General features: G+C 67.9%; 8 protein-coding genes and 2 pseudogenes. 2 read left to right on the forward strand and 8 right to left on the reverse strand.

Going from position 1 to position 16,947, the window contains the following annotated elements; all coding sequences use genetic code 11:
* Window positions 1-106 precede the first annotated feature (106 nt).
* The 6 genes and pseudogenes from KQY30_RS36480 to KQY30_RS16700 all read right to left on the reverse strand — a co-directional run.
* Window positions 107-500 (reverse strand): annotated as a pseudogene (locus KQY30_RS36480) (S1 RNA-binding domain-containing protein); the annotation flags it as partial.
* Between the two features lie 9 nt (window positions 501-509).
* Window positions 510-2,156, reverse strand: a complete 1,647-nt coding sequence (locus KQY30_RS16680) for a tetratricopeptide repeat protein (protein ID WP_217307506.1) — start codon at window positions 2,154-2,156, stop codon at window positions 510-512.
* 231 nt (window positions 2,157-2,387) lie between these two features.
* Window positions 2,388-3,560, reverse strand: coding sequence for a Wadjet anti-phage system protein JetD domain-containing protein (locus tag KQY30_RS16685; RefSeq protein WP_217307507.1), 1,173 nt, complete (start codon window positions 3,558-3,560; stop codon window positions 2,388-2,390).
* Complete coding sequence (locus KQY30_RS16690; protein ID WP_217307508.1) at window positions 3,547-8,007, reverse strand: hypothetical protein; 4,461 nt, start codon at window positions 8,005-8,007, stop codon at window positions 3,547-3,549. The genes KQY30_RS16685 and KQY30_RS16690 overlap by 14 nt, the downstream gene beginning before the upstream one ends.
* Window positions 8,000-8,845, reverse strand: a complete 846-nt coding sequence (locus tag KQY30_RS16695) for a hypothetical protein (RefSeq protein WP_217307509.1) — start codon at window positions 8,843-8,845, stop codon at window positions 8,000-8,002. The genes KQY30_RS16690 and KQY30_RS16695 overlap by 8 nt, the downstream gene beginning before the upstream one ends.
* Window positions 8,842-10,257, reverse strand: a complete 1,416-nt coding sequence (locus KQY30_RS16700; protein WP_254407170.1) for a hypothetical protein — start codon at window positions 10,255-10,257, stop codon at window positions 8,842-8,844. Before KQY30_RS16700 ends, KQY30_RS16695 begins: the two co-directional genes overlap by 4 nt.
* Window positions 10,258-11,296: 1,039 nt before the next feature.
* Here KQY30_RS16700 and KQY30_RS16705 point away from each other — a divergent pair.
* Window positions 11,297-12,265, forward strand: coding sequence for a hypothetical protein (locus tag KQY30_RS16705; RefSeq protein WP_217307511.1), 969 nt, complete (start codon window positions 11,297-11,299; stop codon window positions 12,263-12,265).
* Here the strand turns inward: KQY30_RS16705 and KQY30_RS16710 are convergent.
* Window positions 12,211-14,299: pseudogene (locus tag KQY30_RS16710) on the reverse strand (TerD family protein). The gene KQY30_RS16705 and the pseudogene KQY30_RS16710 overlap by 55 nt on opposite strands.
* 247 nt (window positions 14,300-14,546) lie before the next feature.
* Entirely contained in the window at window positions 14,547-15,665 is a 1,119-nt protein-coding gene (locus KQY30_RS16715) for a helix-turn-helix domain-containing protein (protein ID WP_254407171.1), read from the reverse strand.
* A gap of 200 nt (window positions 15,666-15,865) precedes the next feature.
* Between KQY30_RS16715 and KQY30_RS16720 the strand changes: the two genes are divergently transcribed.
* Window positions 15,866-16,906 carry an NAD(P)-dependent alcohol dehydrogenase gene (locus tag KQY30_RS16720; RefSeq protein WP_217307512.1) on the forward strand — a complete coding sequence of 347 codons (1,041 nt, stop codon included), beginning with the start codon at window positions 15,866-15,868 and terminating at the stop codon, window positions 16,904-16,906.
* Window positions 16,907-16,947 lie beyond the last annotated feature (41 nt).

Below are 16,947 nucleotides of genomic sequence, written 5' to 3' on the forward strand. Positions count from 1 at the left end.
AAAGAGCACGATTCGAGCCACGGGCGTTATCAGGTCACCGCCGGGGACGAACTCTCAGGAGTCACAGGAGGGCGGGGCTGCAACCTGTCGTCGGGAGAGGGCCAGCCTGCGTCGCTCGCACGGACAGTCTGGCTTCTCCGTTCCAGGTGTCGAACTCCAGGAACTCGCATGAGACGCGCTGTCCGACCTTGAACGACGCCCGAAGCCGCTTCGAAACGCCGCCAGGACAACTCGGGGACCGTAATGAACCCGGCACCGGGGAAGACCGGATGGCAGGGACTGTCCTCCAGCGCCCACAACACACCGAACCGCTCGATCGCCGCGACCGTGCCGGAAAGGATCTCACCGCGGTGGAGCGACTTCAGGAACGTCCACAGTTCTGGGTTCTCGGTGGCGGCCATCGACAGCCGGACTCGGCCCTCATCCAGATCAACAGCAACCACCCCGGCCGTACTGCGAAGGCGACCAGGCGGCTCTCTGCGGACAGTTGGATGAACCATCTCAAGCCTTCAACTTCTCAATTCGCGACGCTGCGCGCGCAACGCGCGGGCTGTTGCGATCGTGTCGGGATGTCGAGGACCGAGTGTCTTGGTGCGGAATGCCAGGGTCTCTTCGTACTGCTCGCATGCCTTCGTTGGCTCGCCGGCCCTGCTGAGGGCCTGGGCCAGGAGATGGGTCGTAACAAGGGTGTGCGGGTGGCCGGGGCCGAGGAGATCGCTCTGTGCCTTGGCGATCTTTTCGATCCACTCGACAAGGCCGGGGCCGTGAAAGGACCGTTCGCGAAGCAGAGCGATGAAGGCCGAGATACGAAACGCGAGACGCTGATCCGGGATGGCCTCGGCGAGTGGCCGTAGCTCTTCCAGACGGTCGATACGGCAAGCGGCCAGCGCCCAGCGGGCGGCGCTGGCGATGGTGTCGGGGTGGTGGGGACCCTGCACAAACCGTCTGACTCGGAAAGCGGTCGCACCGTACCGGCGGGCCCGCGCGGTGTCGCCGAGCCGCCAGGAAGCTTGCGAGAGCAGATCGACGGCCCTCAACCGCAGATCCCACGGAACGTCCCGCGTACGCTTCCAGTCCGACCGAAGTGCCAGCAAACGGTCCCGAGCCTCGGCGGCGCGGCCTTGCTCCACGAGAAAGTCGCAGGCGGCGAGCAGTGCGTAGCGGCCCGGGGAAGTGGTCAGAAATTTTGGGTCGATGGACTGAAGGGCGTCCACGCTCGCCTCCCAGCACGGCCAGTCCTCCCAACGGGCAACGCCTCTGCTGGCGGGCACCGTGCCGAGCAGCATCGACTCGGCCACGCGCATGGCCCGTTCGAACTCGGCCGACGACATGGCGTGGCGCACCAACTGGCAAGTGAGCCAGACGACGTGAACTTCACCTTTGACGACCCGGACGAACTCGCGCTGTTCCAGATCCCTGAGCATCGCATCAAAGCGGTAGAGCGGCACACGCCGTTCGGACGGCAGTTCGTTGAGGGCGGAACGCCACCTGCGTCGATGTGGCTGGGTGTTGAGGAGCGAGATAGGGAAAGACACGCCGTCCATCAGGGCAAGTGCGCCCAGAACGTCACCGTGCGAGAGCAGATCGTCCGGTGGCAGGGCGTCCATGGCCCTGCGCATCTCGGTCACCAGCGAGGAGTGATAGTCGTCAGGCTTGCCGGCTCCGAACATGACAGGGGCGTGGTTCTTCACCTGATGGAGGAGGACCTCGGCCGTGACACCTGGTACGTACCAGTGGAGCAGGCATGTGAGCGCCAGGGGGAGATCACCCAGGTGCTCGGCCAACCGGTCGGCCTCTCCTCTGGACAGCCCCGTCAGATTGGAGGTGAGGAACCGGACCGACTCCTCGCGGGCGAAGGGCCCGACCGTCACCACCTTCGCCAGATGCCGCCAGCTGTCGGCTGCGGCACGGGAGACGACGACGAGTTGAGCACCGCTGTTCAGCAGGCTGTCGGGAAGGGACTCGGGGCCAGGAACGTCGTCGAGGAGCAGCAGCACCGGTGGGCGCAGATGGGGGACGAACTCGCTGGATACCGCATCGAGTTGCTGTAAGAGCTCACCAGTGACCGGCAGGACTTCCCCGAAGTGGTCGGCGCACTGGCGGGACACCTCTCGCATGACGAGGTGTGACTTGCCGACGGCGTTGGGGCCGTTCACAACCACGATGCGGTAGCGGTTCAGGCCCCGGACGACTTCGTCCGAGAGATACGGGCGGCTGACCGGAACGATTTGACCCGTCGGTCTCCACGACGACTTGCCGGCCTCGCCCTCTGGATGAGTCACTCAACTTGCCTCTCGTGCGTTCGGCTGCCGCCGGGGGTCAACTGGGTCATGCCGCTTCGGTCTCCGGTCGTCCCGATGAACGGCCCGGTCCCGGGTGGGGTTACGTCATCGCACGTCCGCGTGCCAACGCTCGTCGGTACTCAGGTGATCGAGGCCGACCCACTCCTGTGCCAGCCGCTCACCGCGCACCATGAGGTCGACAGCCTGGTCACGGTGTCGGGGGTCGAGCCAGGAGGCCAGCTCCTGAGCTTTCGCCGCCGATACCTTTGCCTCCTTGGGCGGGCAGCGGCCCGGTTCGCCCAACCGGAACAGCGCGTCGTACAACTCGACGGCGGGGCGGATCGGCGGCAGGTGAGAGTCACGTTTACCGGCATTGACTGGAATCCTCAAGCCGCTGACGTCGAGGTCCCCGAAGTAGACGATGTCGGATATCTCGTCTTCCGGGGTGATGCTGCCGATGGATTTCTGGAAGGTGCCGCCGATACCCCAGGCAACATGCCCGATCCGATGGTCGATGCGCTGAAGCATATGGGAGATCGACCAGTAGGTGGTGGAGTTCTCGACGACCAGAAGCCTGCGCCCCTCGCCGGGACTGTGGTAGCCGCTGTCCTCCTCCAATGGAACCGAATCGTATTCCTTGGTGAGCAACGGTGGATCCACATCGAAGGCGTTGATTATCTTTAGCAGCGTCGAACGGTCCGAGAAAAGGGGTTTCGCGTTCAATCCGTCGAAGACCTTCTCCGCCGGATGCTTTGGCTGCTGGAAATGGCGATCGCTTCCGAAGATCTTCAGGGCCCGCTCACGCAGCGGGACAGGTGTGCCCTTGTCTCCTCTGAGCAGCCAGGTGTTCAGTGCCGTATACGCCCTGCGGATGTGGTCAGTGGTGTGGGGCAAAGCCCAATAACCCTCGACACATGCGAGTTCTTCACACAAGGGAGGCATCGGCAGAATGGGCCTCACGGCGGAGGCGATGGGTGCCAGCGTGATGCTCATCGGCAGCGGTACCCGCTCACCATCCGTTCTGGGTGAGCGCTTCATATGGCCGGCCCCGGCCAATTGCCGCAAGTACTCCGAGAGTACACGGTTCGGAAGTTCCTTCTCCTTTCCGGGCGGCGGTGCCATACGGCGAAACGCCTCCTTCACATCCGCGATCGGTATGGTTTTCTTGGTAGTTCTCTTCCACTTGCGGTCGAGAGCCTGGTTGTGGAGCAGAGAGAGGAGTTCAAAGGCCTCCTCGCTCGGAGTCGCACCGGGCGCCTGAAGGTCATTCGCTGTCATCTGCACCGTCGTCTTTGGCGTAATAACGGGTCGCCGAGATCTGGGGACCACCGGTTTCTGGCAGCGATTCGTCCAGGTAGCGCCCGAAGACCTCCCCCACGGACAGGTACTTGCGTCGGGCGCGGAGGTCGGCGTCATTGCGCAGCCTGACCACCAGGGGAAACGTGTCCAGCGCCGTGGTGTCGAACAGACCTGTGGTGTACACGAGCTGGACGCCCAGCGCCCGGGCCACGGACTGCTGAAGCCGCAGCAGGTAGGTGGCCGAGGCACGGCCGATCGGGTTGTCGAGGAAGAGCACGCCGGAGTGCTGATTGCCCACACGGCCGCGATCATTGGCGCGCAGTGCCGCCATGGTGCAGTACAGAATGATCGCGGTGGTGAGGATCTGGCCGCCGGAGAACACCGCCCGGATGTCGGACACGGGAACCCGCTGGGTGCGCAGTACGGCGTCGGGCTTGAGGATCGTCACCTTGAATCCGCTCGGCGCTCCGGCCGCCGCCACCCCTCGAAGGATCAGGGAGATGCCGTCCCGTTTGGGCTCCCGGCCCGCCGCGACGGCTTCCATGGTGCTCTTTGCCATGTCGTCCACGATCTGGCCCATGCGGTCCAGCAGAGCCTCTTCGCCGATCTCCTTGAATCGGATCCTGAGGAACCTCTGGCCGGACCAGTCACCGAGTCCCTTCGGCAGCCGCGAAAGCCGCTCGGCCCGCCGCAGTGTGTCCAGTGCATCGGCGACCTGCTGGGCCAACTGCTGGACGATCGCCTTTCGATGGCGGTCGATCGTGTCCAGGTCATCAGTGAGCGACCGGACGCGTCCGCGCATGGCACCGGCCCACTCAGTGGCGCGCTTGGGCAGATCGGACCGCTCGCTTTCGAGAATGATCTGTCGGCTCTTCGTTTCCAGCGGCAGGAACGCTTCCCGGCCCGCATGCCGGACCAGCCGGTCGGAGTACCGGCGTTCGTCGTCCTCCGCCGCTGCCTTCCGTTTACGGGCGTCCTCGTGCTCCGCACGGGCCGCCTGATGCTCCGCCCTGGCGGCGGACAGATCGCCCTCGAACGGTTCGGGATCAACCAGTTCGGCGGGCTCGAATGCGGAAAACTCCTCCCACCCCAGCATGAGTTGTTCAAACCCCTGGTGTGAAACCTGTGCGTCTGCCAAGGACTCCTTCAATCGCCTGCCGTGCCCGTCCAGGTCCTGCACCACACGCCAGGCTTCTTCGCGCGCCTGCTTCGCTTCTTCCACGAGCCGTAGACCGTGGCCGAGATGACGTGGCTTCTCGAACGGCGTCAGGTCGGCCACGGCAACGGGAGCGGCGAACTTCTCGAACTCCTCCTTCCGGCCGGCCGCCCGTGCGCTCAATTCGGCAGCCCGGCTCCGCAGCTCCGGTGCCGCCTGCTCGGCGAGCCTGCGTGCCAGCTCGCGGGAGGCGGTGTCAGAGCCTTCCGGCCCGTCCAGCAGTTGTCGAGCCAGCTCGACCACAGCGTCCGGATGCTCCGCGAGTTCGGTAGCGATCTGGGTGGCGCCGCCCTCGGCCTGTTGCAGATCGGCGAGCAGCTTGTCCCCGACCGACGCCCGCAGGTATGCCTCGGCCGCGTTCGCATAGCCGCGTCGCAGCACCTCCAGCGGTACGCCCGGCTGTTCCGGTGCCACCGGTTCCGCATCCGCGGGCAGACCGGCCAGTTCCTCTCCGAGCCGGCTGGCGGAGGCTCGTAGCCCGTCCGTCTCACGCAGCAGACCGCCCGCCTGTTCGCGACCGTGCCCGGCTTTCTCCGCAGCGTGATGGGCCCTCTCCTGCTCACGTTCGCCGGCTTCCCGGTGCAGGACTGCGGTGGCCTCCCATCCGGGGACCCTCGACTCCCGATCGGCGAGCCCGCGGAGACGGTGGACACGTTCGTCGAGTCCCCGCTGGGCGGCTCGTACCGGTTCGGCCTCCTCCAGGACGGCCGTACGGCTCTCCCTCAGCGCCTCACGTACCGCGCGCCGCTCCTCGGCTTCGCGTTCGCCGTCTTCGACCAGTTGCCGCTGGGTCTCCAGCCGTTCCCGGAGTTCGGCCAGGCGGCCTGGAGGGAATTCCCTGCGCCACTCCTGGAGCCGCGCCGCCAGCGTGGCAGCGGAACTCCGCCGTTCGGTGAGTTCCGTCAGGCGTTCCCCGCGCCGGTGGTGGCGCTGTCTGACCAGTCGGCGTTCCGCGTCGGCGGCCCGCTCGTCGTACAGCGCCGGGTGCGGTGGGACGACGAAGTCGACACCGCTGACGGTGGGGTGCTCCTGGGCCACGGCTTTGGTGGTGCCCACCGCCAGGAAGCCGCTCGGGTGCGGTTCCCGGCTGCTGATCAGTTCGCGCGCCGCGTCGAGCTGCGCCGGATTGTTGAGCAGGACACCGCCGACGAGCTGCGGTACCCGCTCGACGAGAGCACGGCGGCGGTCCATGTCCGGGATGGCCGCAAGGTACTCCCAGCCGGTCCAAGCGGTGATTCCGCCCTCCGCGAGGATCTCCTTGACCTGCACCGCCTCTGGAGAGGCGGGCAGCAGCTCGGTGCTCTCCAGGGCGATGCGGGCGCGCTCGTCCTGTGCCTCGGCCACCCGCAGATCCGTGATCTCCGCGACCGCCTTGTCGTGCACCTCGGTCAGCCCGGCCCGAAGCGCCTCCGCAGCGGTTTCCAGGTCTCCGGGCCCGTGCCCGAGCAGGTCCACGAAGGCGGGATCGGCGCTCAGCGCGTCCTTGCGGGCGGCCGCCGCTCCGCAGTCCTGCTCGGCGGTATCGAGCACCCGGTGCAGTACGGCCACACTCGCTTCCGATTCCCGGACGGCTTGCGCGGCACGCTGCTGCTCGTCTTCGAGCCGCTTGGCCTCGGCCTCCAGCACGGCGAGCCGGCTCGCGTTCTCCTCGGCAGCGGTGGTCGCCTCCTTCAGCGCAGTCCCCGCAGAGGTGTCCGGTGGGAGCAGTCCGTTCCGGACTGCGATCGCAACCGCGTCACGTACCTCGCGCACGTGCTGCTCGGCCGTCTCGGCCTCCTTCAGCCAGCCGATCGAGCGGGCCAGGGCTTCGTTGTGCTCCGTCTGGTGGTCTTCGGCCCGAGCGGCGACTTCTCCGGCTTTCGCCTCGGTCTGCGCTGCCTTGTCGAGCAGGTCCTTTACGGCGTCGCGGAGTGCGCCCACGAGCCGGGCCGCCGCCTGATCCCGGGCTGCCAGTGCGGGCCGAGCGGCTTCCTCTGCGGCCTCCACCACTGCGCGGAGGCTGCCCAGCCGCTGCTCCGCCGTGAGCTGCCGCAGGATCGCGGGGGTGATCTTCCAGGCTGCCGCCGCAGCCTCAGCCCGCTGGGCGTCGGTCTCGGCGCGCCGGTACTCCGAGGCCGCTTCCTCCCAGCGGAGCTGCGCCACCAGACGCTCCAACTCGACCGTGACCGCAGACAGCCGGGTGTGTTCGGCGTGCCGTTTGGCGCGCTCGACCGCGAGTTGCCCGGTCTCCTCCTGGATCTGGAGGACGGAGGCGGCCTCGGCCTCGGCGCGGGCACGCAGACGGCGTAGCAGAATGGCCATGCTCCGGGCAGCGGCCGTCCTCCGGCTGCGGGCCTGGTCGGCGCTCCCGTGTGCCGCAGCGAGCGGCTCAAGGATGTCCAGCGCACCCTGAACGAAGTCCTGTTCGAGGAGCAGTTCGGTACGACGGCTGAGCCGCTCTGCGTAAGTGTCCACCAGGTCCGCGAGCTCCTTGGCAGGGCCGGCCGGCAGGACAGCGCTGAGCAGGAAGTTCACAAAGGCCATGTCACTGGTGAAGGAGAACGCCTCGGCCGCCTCGCCCTCGTCGGCGTTCATGCTGCGCTGGTACCGGAACAGCTCCGGGTCGAGGCTCAGTTCGACAAGGCGCTCGGTCCATGCGCCCTGCCGCGCGAAATCGAAGTATTCCAGGGCGGGATCGGCGGCGTTGGCCTTCGCCAGCTCGGTCAGGTACGCGGCCTGCCTGAGGTAGTGATTGCTGGTGGAGAAGGGGAGGTTCTCCAGGCCCAGGGCGGCGGTGGGACGGAAGTGATACCAGTGTTCGATCAGATTCCGGGGATCGGTGGACTCCCGCTGGTCCTTCCACTCCGACACCTTGCCGGTGATCAGTCTTCGGCCGCTGCGGGCGTGCGTCCATTCCAGGACCACATGCGCTGTGTCCTTGGGGAGGACGAAGCGCTCCAGAACACCGCCGCCGGTCGCACCGACGACCTGTCTCCGTCCCGGCAGGACCACCGAGAAGATCAACTTGATGAGCACGGATTTGCCGCCGCCGTTCTCCAGGAAGAGGACAGTCGCAGGCGAAGGACGCCGTGCCGGTGCTCCCGCGCCGAACTGGGGCATCTCGCCGCCGGAGACGGGCCGGCCAACCGCGCTGAAGTCGAGAAGGACGTTCTGGTACCGAGCCCCCGCCGGACCGACGGACTGCAGCAGTACCCGGGACAGCTCATACATCGGTGCCGGCTTTCGGTACGTCGTTGGGCTCGGAAGCCCGTGCACCGGGAAGGCCGACCCGCAGCGTCCCCGCAGGGTCGGTGATCGGAGGGACGACGCCGAGACTCAACAGTTCCCTGAAAGCGGTAGTGGAGGCGAGTTCACGGACCTGCACCTGATATCGGGGCGTGGTGCGGTAGACCGCCTCCTCGGCGTCGACGTCCTCAACCATCGTCAGGAGACCCTGGTCCATGAGGAAGCGCAGCGCACGAGACGTCATCGCTCTGGTCGAATTGGAGGCAGCGCGCTTGTCCTTGGTCTCGGAGGTCTCCGGCCGACGGGCGTAGGCGCGCCAGGCCCGCTCCAGCTCCGGTGTGCCGGAGGGGGCATCCTCGGCGCTCTCGTTCTGCGCCGCCCGACGCTGAAGTTTGCGGCAGATCTCCCGTACGGTCTCGTCCACCAGGCCCGTCTTCACGCGGCCGATGTAGCCGTCGTCCGCCAGGTCGGCAGGGCGGGGAAAGGCCAGAGCGGCCACCGCAAGATGGATGATTCCGTGCATCACCTTCTCGCCGTCGCCGCGATGCCGTGACGTACGCGCATAGTCCTCGATCTTTGTCTCGAAGGCCGATCCCTCCAGGGCCGTCAGCACCGCACCGGTCGCCGCGCTGACCTTGACCATGTGGAGGCCCAGGCTGAACGCGATCCGGTCGGTCAGGAACTGGAAGCCGTCATCCTCGCGATAGCGGCGGACGAGGCCCTCGTACTCGTGGTCCTGAGAAGGGTGCAGGCGCGGGCGCATGCCGAAGGCCACAAGCTGAGCAGCGCCCTCCGCGTCGGAGACGGTGAAGGTGTCGCTCATTCGGCAGCTTCCTCGGGAGAGCGGCCGGCCCGGCCGTCGTCGGTGTCGTCGGGGGGCGAGGTGATGGGTACGGAGTGGAGCAGCAGATCGTCGCCGCCGAAACGGGCGAGGTCGAGCAGGTCTCCGTTACGCACCCCGATGAGGACATGCGAGTCACCGTGCTCGATACGTTCGCCCACCACCGGGCTGAACGCGTTGACCGCACGGTGCAGGAGCAGTGCGGCCGTGCTGGGCGCCGTCAGTCCCGCTTCGGCCAGCAGAGCGCTCATCGGCCGTGGCGCATCGCGCAGATCGAGCAGCGCATCAGTGACCGCCCAGTCCTCCACGGTGAACGGGGGTCGTTCCTCCGCTTCCGTCAGGACCGGTTCCGGGATCTCCTCGCCCAGCCGCTCACGTTCGGATGCCGGTTTGAGCAGCCGGGCGATCAGGGACGGCAGGCCGAGCAGAGCGGGGGGTTCGGGTACGACGGCGGCGCGGAAGAAGCCAGCGCCGACGGACAACGCGTCACGGACGGGGAGTCCCAGAACCGGCGTAAGCACCTGTCCGTGCAGATCGAGTACGGCACGTCGGGGCAGTTCGGCGAACTGTTGCCGGTCCTGTTCCTCACGGAAGAGGGAACGGGCCGTGAGCAGCCTCTTCTGCAACTGCATATGGCGGCGGATGCAGTCACGGACGATGCTGACCAGCTCCGCGGCCCGTTGCTTCTGAATCGGTTCGTCGGACTTGTCCCGCGCCTCGCTGATGTTCCTCAGGATGCGGTGCTCGAAGTCGTACCGCTCCTCGATGTGCACCAGTGCGTCCGCAAGGAGCTTCGGTACCTCGTGCTCCCAGTCCACCGCGCGGACGTCTCGCGTCGTGGCATCCAGCAGTTGGCGCAGCATCTCCCCGTACTGAACCGTTCGGTAACGGGCCTGCTCGGCCGCAAGTTTGGCCTCGGCGAGTCTGCCGCGCTTGATCAGGCTGCCGAGTTTCACCTCTGCGGCGATCTGTGCCGACTCCACGTCCGTGTCCAGCGCGCCGACCAGGACGTTGATCGCCTCGTCCGTGGCACGAAGATAGATCTTTCCTTCCGGGCCCGCCCGCTCGACCAGCAAATTGAACTCGAACGAGTAACGCCGGTAGATGCCGTGCTCGTCGACCGACCCATAGGTCTCGCTGAAACTCCGGTCCACCGTGCCGACGTTGATCAGCCGCTGCAGTACGTGCCGGGCCACCTTCCGGTGTTCCTCGGCCGAACGGTCCGGCGCTTGCAGTACGACGAACCGCTCGACCTGGTCAAGAACCTTGTCCTGGCTCGCACCGGAGTCGAAGTCCATCGAGATGGTGACCTGGTCGATGGTGTGCAGGGCGATCTCGGCCAGTTGATAGACCTCCGCCTTCACCCAGCGCAAACTGCCCTTGTTCTCATCCAAAGCCTGCAGAGGGGCTGTGCAGGCGAGTGCCTTTGCCCGGCGCGCCAGTCCCTCATCGGGAAGGTTGGCGGGAGTGGCTTCTCGACTGTCGTACACGGGACGTAACGCTAGTCACCTCGTCGGGCCAGTGGTACGGAACGGGCCAATTGCACCTGAGCGGCGAAGTACGCGCTCGGTGACGCTGCATCGCGACGGCACCACGGCGATGACCGTGGCCGCCAGGAGCGGCGCCCAGCGCCGTGCGACTGGGACTGGGACCGGGATGGAACAACTCGGCTGGTGGAACGACTCAAGGAGTTGGAAGCGCCGGAGGATGACGGCTGAATAGCGATTGACGACTTGCGTCGACAGCCATCGGGGCAGGGGGCAGGGCATCGCCGCAAGGCTGTCGTGTGACTGGTAAGGCTCAGTTCGAACATCCGGCTGGCTGAGGGCTGGGGCGCGGATGCCGGGTCGGTACAACGTCCCGGGCGGTTCACCGGAAGAGGTGTCGATATGGCGCTTGTGCCGGAATTCCTGGCAGTGAGCACCACCGGGTCGCCAGCCATGTGAATCCACAGATCGGCTCCGGTGATCCCCGCGCATGCGGGGCTGGTCCCATCGCCGTGCAGGCCGCGTGGTGCAGCACCGTGTGATCCCCGCGCGTACGGGGCTGGTCTCTTGATGACGCTGGACGCCGACCTGCCGTGGATGTGATCCCGGCGTACGCGGAATTCGCGCCCCGTCAGCCGTCGGATTCGTCAGGTGCGGGCGCGTATCCGCCCATCCGCGGTGGGGAATCTTCGCGAGAGCAACACATGGAATACGCACCGCCTCCCGCAGGCGCCGTTACGTTGAAGGCCGCTCGATCCTGAGTGCGAACTTGATCCGGTCGCCGGAGTCCCTGGTGGCGCAGTCAGCACAGAAAAGATCGCGGATGGACTACTGCTCCTCGTGCCGTCGGACGCTCAACGGGGCTCTCGTGTGCCCCGGGTGTGGCGCGTACGCTCCGGATATCGCGCCGCCCGGGCATCAGGGCCAGGACTCGGCGCCGGCGGCCGTGACGACTTCGGAGGCGTGGCGCGGGCGGGGCTTCCCGGTCGCGGCGGACTACTTCGGTCCCACGTCGCGGCTCGGTGCCGAGTCGGCGGCCCACTCCGAGATACCCGAATACACGGCCGCAGGCGCGGGCGCTGGCGCGGCGGACGATTGGGACGACGAGCCGGCCGACAGCTCCGAGTATGCGGCCTCAGCCGCCTCAGCAGTCCCGGTCGCTTCATCCGCCTCCGCCGTCCCCGCCACCGAGGGCCGTGCGGCCCGGCGGCGGGAGCTGGCCCGTTGGAAGAAGCAGCGGCGACGGGCCGTGGTCGCGTCGACGGTCGCGCTCGTCGGAGGCGGGCTGACGCTCGCCATACTGCCGTCCCGGCCCTCCACCGGCCATGACGCGCAGGCGGCCGCGGCGCCCGAGCCCCATGCCGCGGCCACGACCCTGGGTGACGCCACCGAAACCGACTCGTCGACCGTACGGCAGCGCACCGGCGATCCGCAGGGCTCTGCCACGCCGACTCAGCAGCCCGCGATCAGCAGCCCGCCGCGGAACGCCACCACCGTAGTGACCACCACGGCTACGAAGGCCCTCCGGCTGACCAGCGTCGCCGCCCGCCCCACGGCGACAACGAGCCCGCAGGCGCGGACCGTACCCGCGACGAGCGTGACGAACGACGAGACGCCCGCCACCGCCGATCCCACGCCGCCCCCGGAGCAGACGACCACACCCCCGCCGTCGACCCCGCCCACCGACGACTCCACCCCGGAAACCCCGCCCTCCAGCTCCCCCGCCGGCCACGGAAAAACCGGACGACAAGCTCTGCCTGCTCGTCATCTGCCTCGGCTGATCAGCCGAACCGCTGACATGTTCGTACGACGAGCAGCAGAGCATGCGATCGTGCCGTATGCGCCAACCGCCGCCGTCACCTACGAACGTTGCCTGGTCGGACGGCGTTCGAGGTGGGCCACGACTCCGGTGTAGAAGCGCTCCACGGCATCGTCGACGCTTCGGATGAAACCCGAGTCGGCGTTGCCACGTGTGCTGCCCATGCTTCTGAGGAGCGACAGCCGGAATCCGGTGATCGTCGCGCCGTCGCGCGGGAGGATGTCAGCCGGTTCGGGACGGAGGCGTTCCAGCGTGCCGCGCGGGCCGGCACCAGCGGTTTCCACCAGCGTCTCGACGTGCAAGTCGGCCGGGGATTCGGCGAGTTGGCGGATCAGGCGCTTGGCCCAGGAGAGGGGGTAACCCTGCTCAGGCGCCGGGACGTCCATCGAGGTCCGCAGCTTGCCGGTGCGCAGATCGGCGGCGACGGACAGGGTGCCGGGCGTACCGTCGATCCGGAGTTCGGCGTGCAGCCGCCCGTCCTCGCAGAGACGGTCGGCGAGGGCGACGCGGCGCGTCTGCGGGTCGGTGCCGCGCTTGGCGCGCTGTACGGGCAGGACCTTCTGGCCCAGCTCACCGCCGAGCCGCAGGCAGACCTGTCGTACGAGTCGTTCCCAGCTCTCGACCACCTGCACGGCACGGGGGTCGCCCTGGCAGAGCGTCTCCTCGTCGATTCCCTTGCGTACGGGCACCCAGGCGGGCCCCATGTTCTGGAAACCGTGGCAGCCGGAATTCTCGTGCTGGAGGTAGTGCAGAAGCTCCAGGAGCAGCCACGCGTGAGCGGCGTTGCCGACGCCCTCGTGCCGGATCAGCATCTGTGCCTGGTGTGCGACCTCCGCCCAGGACAGGTGCCACAGCCCCACCTTGTGCTTGCGCCGGCCGTCGGTCTTGACGTCCACCGGGTGCCTGCCGTCCGGCGCCACATCGTTGGACAGGGTGATCACGGCCTCGTAACCGCGCCGGGCCGCGATGTCCATGTAGTCCTGCACTTGCGCGGCCTTGAGCGCGTTGCCGTTCGTCTTCGTCTCGACCAGGGCCGTCCACAGCTTCCCGGCGCGCTCGACACGGATGACGCCGTCGGGGCGCTTGGGCGTGTCCCCGTGCGGCAGCGAGACCTCGGTGAAGGTCTCCGTACGGCCGGCCGGCGCGCCGAACCCCGCGGTGAGCCTGCGACCGAACTCCGGCACCTGCGCCATCACCGAGAGCAGTACGGAGGTCGCGCGCGTCTCCCGCTCCCGATCGCTCTTGAGGGACGGCACGGGGAAGAGCCGGGCCTGCTGCCACGCGTCGTTCTCGGCGAGGGACTTCCCGGTGGACTTGGGGAGTACGACCTTCTTCTTGGCGGTACGGGGACGCCTCGGCGGGGGCACGGCGAGCCCTGCTGTTGGTACGGGCTGGGGTGCGGCCGGTGGTACGGGCTGTGCCGGGAGCGATACGGGGAGCGCGGTCACGGGCTCCTCCGTAACAGGAGCACGAGCCGGAGCAGGAGCAGGAGCAGGAACCGGCGTAGCGGAAACTGCGGCCGAGGGCACGGACTCGGACTCAGCCGCGTCGGCCTCGGCCGCGTCGGACTCGCGCGCGTCGTCCACGTCATCCGCATCGTCCACATCGATGCCGAAATCCGTCGCCAGTCCCGCCAGGCCGCTCTCGTACCCCTGCCCCACGGCCCGGAACTTCCATGTCTCGCCCCGCCGGTACAACTCACCGAAGATAAAGGCGCTCTCCGTCCCGGCATCGTCGATGGAGAAGGTGAGAAGGGGTTCGCCGGTGCGGTCGGCGAGCGTGACGCGCAGCTCGTCCAGATCTCCGAACCGCGCGCCGCCGTATCTGCTGGCCGCCAGAACGACCCGTTCCACATCCGCCGGCATGGCGCTCAGATCCAGGGTGATCCGGTCCTCGCTGCCGTCGGCCGTGGGCGTCTTGCCCAGTAACTGCAACACTGCCGTCGGCCGACGCGGGGTTGTTGTAGAAGAAGAAGTCCGCGTCACCACGCACCTTCCCGTTCCCGCCCACCAGCAGCAGGGACACATCCGCGTCCCCGTCCCCCGTCGCGCTGCGCCAGGCCAGACTCAGAACGACGGAAGCGGTGTCCTCGCTCAGGGTGTCCAGTCCGACATTGGCGCCCTTGACCATCTCCAGCATGCGGCCCCCCAGCCACGCGACGGCGCCCGGGCCGCGCTGCGCTGGTCCGACCGGTCTCGCGATGTCATTCAATGTGATCCGTACCGCACTCTCCGTGTGCGAGGTTGAACCTTAGCGTGTGATGCACACGGCCAGCGCGCCGATGCGGAGATCAAGTGCAGCTTTCCGGGATATTCCGTGAGTGAGAGGTGTTCGGTACGGGCTCTCGTGTATGTACGCACCGACTCCCGCGCGGCCCTCAGGCCTGGCCCGTTGTCGTTGTCGCGTGTGGGGTGGTTGTGCTCCAGCTTGCGAGGAGGCGGAGGGCCTCGTCGGAGGGGGAGCCTGGTTCGGCGTGGTAGACGACCAGGATCTGTTCGTCGTCGTCGGGGAGGGACATGCCCTCGAACGAGAGGGTCAGCGGGCCGACGAGCGGGTGGCGGAGCCGCTTCACGCCGTGGCTCTTCTCCTTCACGTCGTGGGTGGCCCAGAGGCGGCGGAATTCGTCGCTCTTCACCGACAGTTCGCCGATGAGCGCGGACAGTTCCGGGTCGTCCGGGTGGCAGCCCGCGTACAGGCGTAGCGAGCTGACCAGGTCGGATGCCTTGGAGTCCCAGTCGACGAAGAGGTCGCGGTAGGCGGGCGAGAGGAAGACCAGGCGCGCCCAGTTCCGCTCGCGGAGCGGCAGCTCGCCCCAGTCGCCGAAGACCGCCGCGGCCATCCGGTTCCAGGCGAGGACCTCGGAGCGGCGGCCGCTGACGTAGGCGGGGACGCCCTCCATCACTTCCAGGAGCTGACGCAGGCCCGGCCGTACGTGCTGCGGGCGGGTGGCGGTCTGGCGCTTCTTGTGGTGCTTGGGGCTGGCGAGATGGTTGAGGTGGGCGCGTTCCGCGGCGGTGAGCCGGAGGGCGCGCGCGATCGCGTCGAGTACCTCCGCCGACACATTGCGCCCATTGCCCTGCTCAAGGCGGGTGTAGTACGCGACGGACACCCCTGCGAGCTGTGCCAGCTCCTCGCGCCGGAGGCCCGGTACGCGCCGGTGCCTGCCGAAGTCGGGCAGGCCCACGTCCTCGGGCTTGAGCCTGGCCCGCCTCGTACGCAGGAACTCGACCAGCTCGGCCCGGCGGTCGAGGGGCTCGGCGGTACCGACGGGGGCCGCGACCTCCGCCGCACCTGCCGGGACCCCAGCCGCACGCGCCGTACCTGCCGGGACCCCCGCCGTACCCGCCGTACCTGCCCGGACCCCCGGCGCGCCTGCCGTACGTGCCCTACCCGTCGTATCGCTGAAGGCCGCAGCGGAAGCCGCGCCCGTGGCCGTACCGCCCGAAACGTCGGTGGCCGCGCCCGCAGCGCCGAATGCGTTCGCCCGATCGTCCATGCCATCCAGTATTGCTGGGTGCTCCTGGTCGTACGCCCGGAAGCCTGACCCCGCCAGTGGTACCCCCGCCAGTAGTACGACCACTGAACGTATGCAAACCGGTGGACTGGGTAATCCCCCGCGCCCGCACCACGCTGGTCGGCATGCCCGGACCAGTCGGTCCCGGGCGCGGAATGATCTTTCTAGGAGACCCCCCAGGCATGACCACCGTTGCCGCATACGCCGCTCCCGCCGCCAAGGCTCCGCTGGAGCGCACCACGATCGAACGCCGTCCGGTGGGTGAGTTCGATGTGCTGATCGACATCCACTTCGCCGGCATCTGCCACTCGGACATCCACCAGACCCGCGACGGCTGGGGCGAGGGCATATTCCCCATGGTTCCCGGCCACGAGATCACCGGCATCGTCGCCGAGGTCGGTTCCGGAGTCACCAGGTTCGCCGTCGGCGACCGCGTGGGCGTCGGCTGCATGGTCGACTCCTGCCGCGAGTGCGAGAACTGCCGCGCCGGCCTGGAGCAGTACTGCCTCCGGGGCAACGTCGGCACGTACAACGCCCTCGACAAGAACGGCGACCCCACCTACGGCGGCTACTCCGCCCAGGTCGTCGTCGACGAGAACTTCACCCTCCGCATCCCGGACGGCCTCTCGCTCGATGTCGCCGCGCCGCTGCTCTGCGCGGGCATCACGACCTACTCCCCGCTGCACCACTGGAACGCCGGCCCCGGCAAGAAGGTCGCGGTCGTCGGCATGGGCGGCCTCGGACACATGGGCGTCAAGATCGCTCACGCGCTGGGAGCCGAGGTGACCGTACTCAGTCAGTCGCTGCGCAAGAAGGACGACGGGCTACGCCTCGGCTCCGACCACTACTACGCGACCAGCGACCCGAAGACCTTCGAGGAACTGCGCGGCACCTTCGACATCATCCTCTCGACGGTCTCCGCGCCCATCGATCTCGACGCGTTCCTGTCCCTGCTCAGGACGGACGGCGCACTGCTGAACGTGGGCGCGCCGGAGGAGCCCGTCTCGCTCAACCTCTTCTCCCTGCTGGGCGGCCGCAAGACCCTGGCCGGCTCGGGCATCGGCGGAATCCGCGAAACCCAGGAAATGCTGGACTTCTGCGCCGAGCACGGCCTGGGCGCGGAGATCGAACTGATCGAGGCGAGCCAGATCAACGAGGCGTACGAGCGGGTGCTGGACAGCGATGTGCGGTACCGGTTCGTGATCGACGTCGCGACGATCTGAGCGGGCGCGGAGTGGGCGCTGTACGGGCGCGGAGCGGGCGC

Source organism: Streptomyces sp. GMY02 (assembly GCF_019056675.1).
In the GTDB taxonomy this organism is placed as follows: Bacteria; Actinomycetota; Actinomycetes; order Streptomycetales; family Streptomycetaceae; genus Streptomyces; species Streptomyces odonnellii.

What these genes read in the sequence shown, in the direction of transcription:
- KQY30_RS16720 (WP_217307512.1), top strand. Translation starts at nt 15,866, where the DNA reads ATGACCACCGTTGCCGCATACGCCGCTCCCGCCGCCAAGGCTCCGCTG.
- KQY30_RS16690 (WP_217307508.1), bottom strand. Translation starts at nt 8,007, where the DNA reads ATGTATGAGCTGTCCCGGGTACTGCTGCAGTCCGTCGGTCCGGCGGGG.
- KQY30_RS16695 (WP_217307509.1), bottom strand. Translation starts at nt 8,845, where the DNA reads ATGAGCGACACCTTCACCGTCTCCGACGCGGAGGGCGCTGCTCAGCTT.
- KQY30_RS16685 (WP_217307507.1), bottom strand. Translation starts at nt 3,560, where the DNA reads ATGACAGCGAATGACCTTCAGGCGCCCGGTGCGACTCCGAGCGAGGAG.
- KQY30_RS16715 (WP_254407171.1), bottom strand. Translation starts at nt 15,665, where the DNA reads ATGGACGATCGGGCGAACGCATTCGGCGCTGCGGGCGCGGCCACCGAC.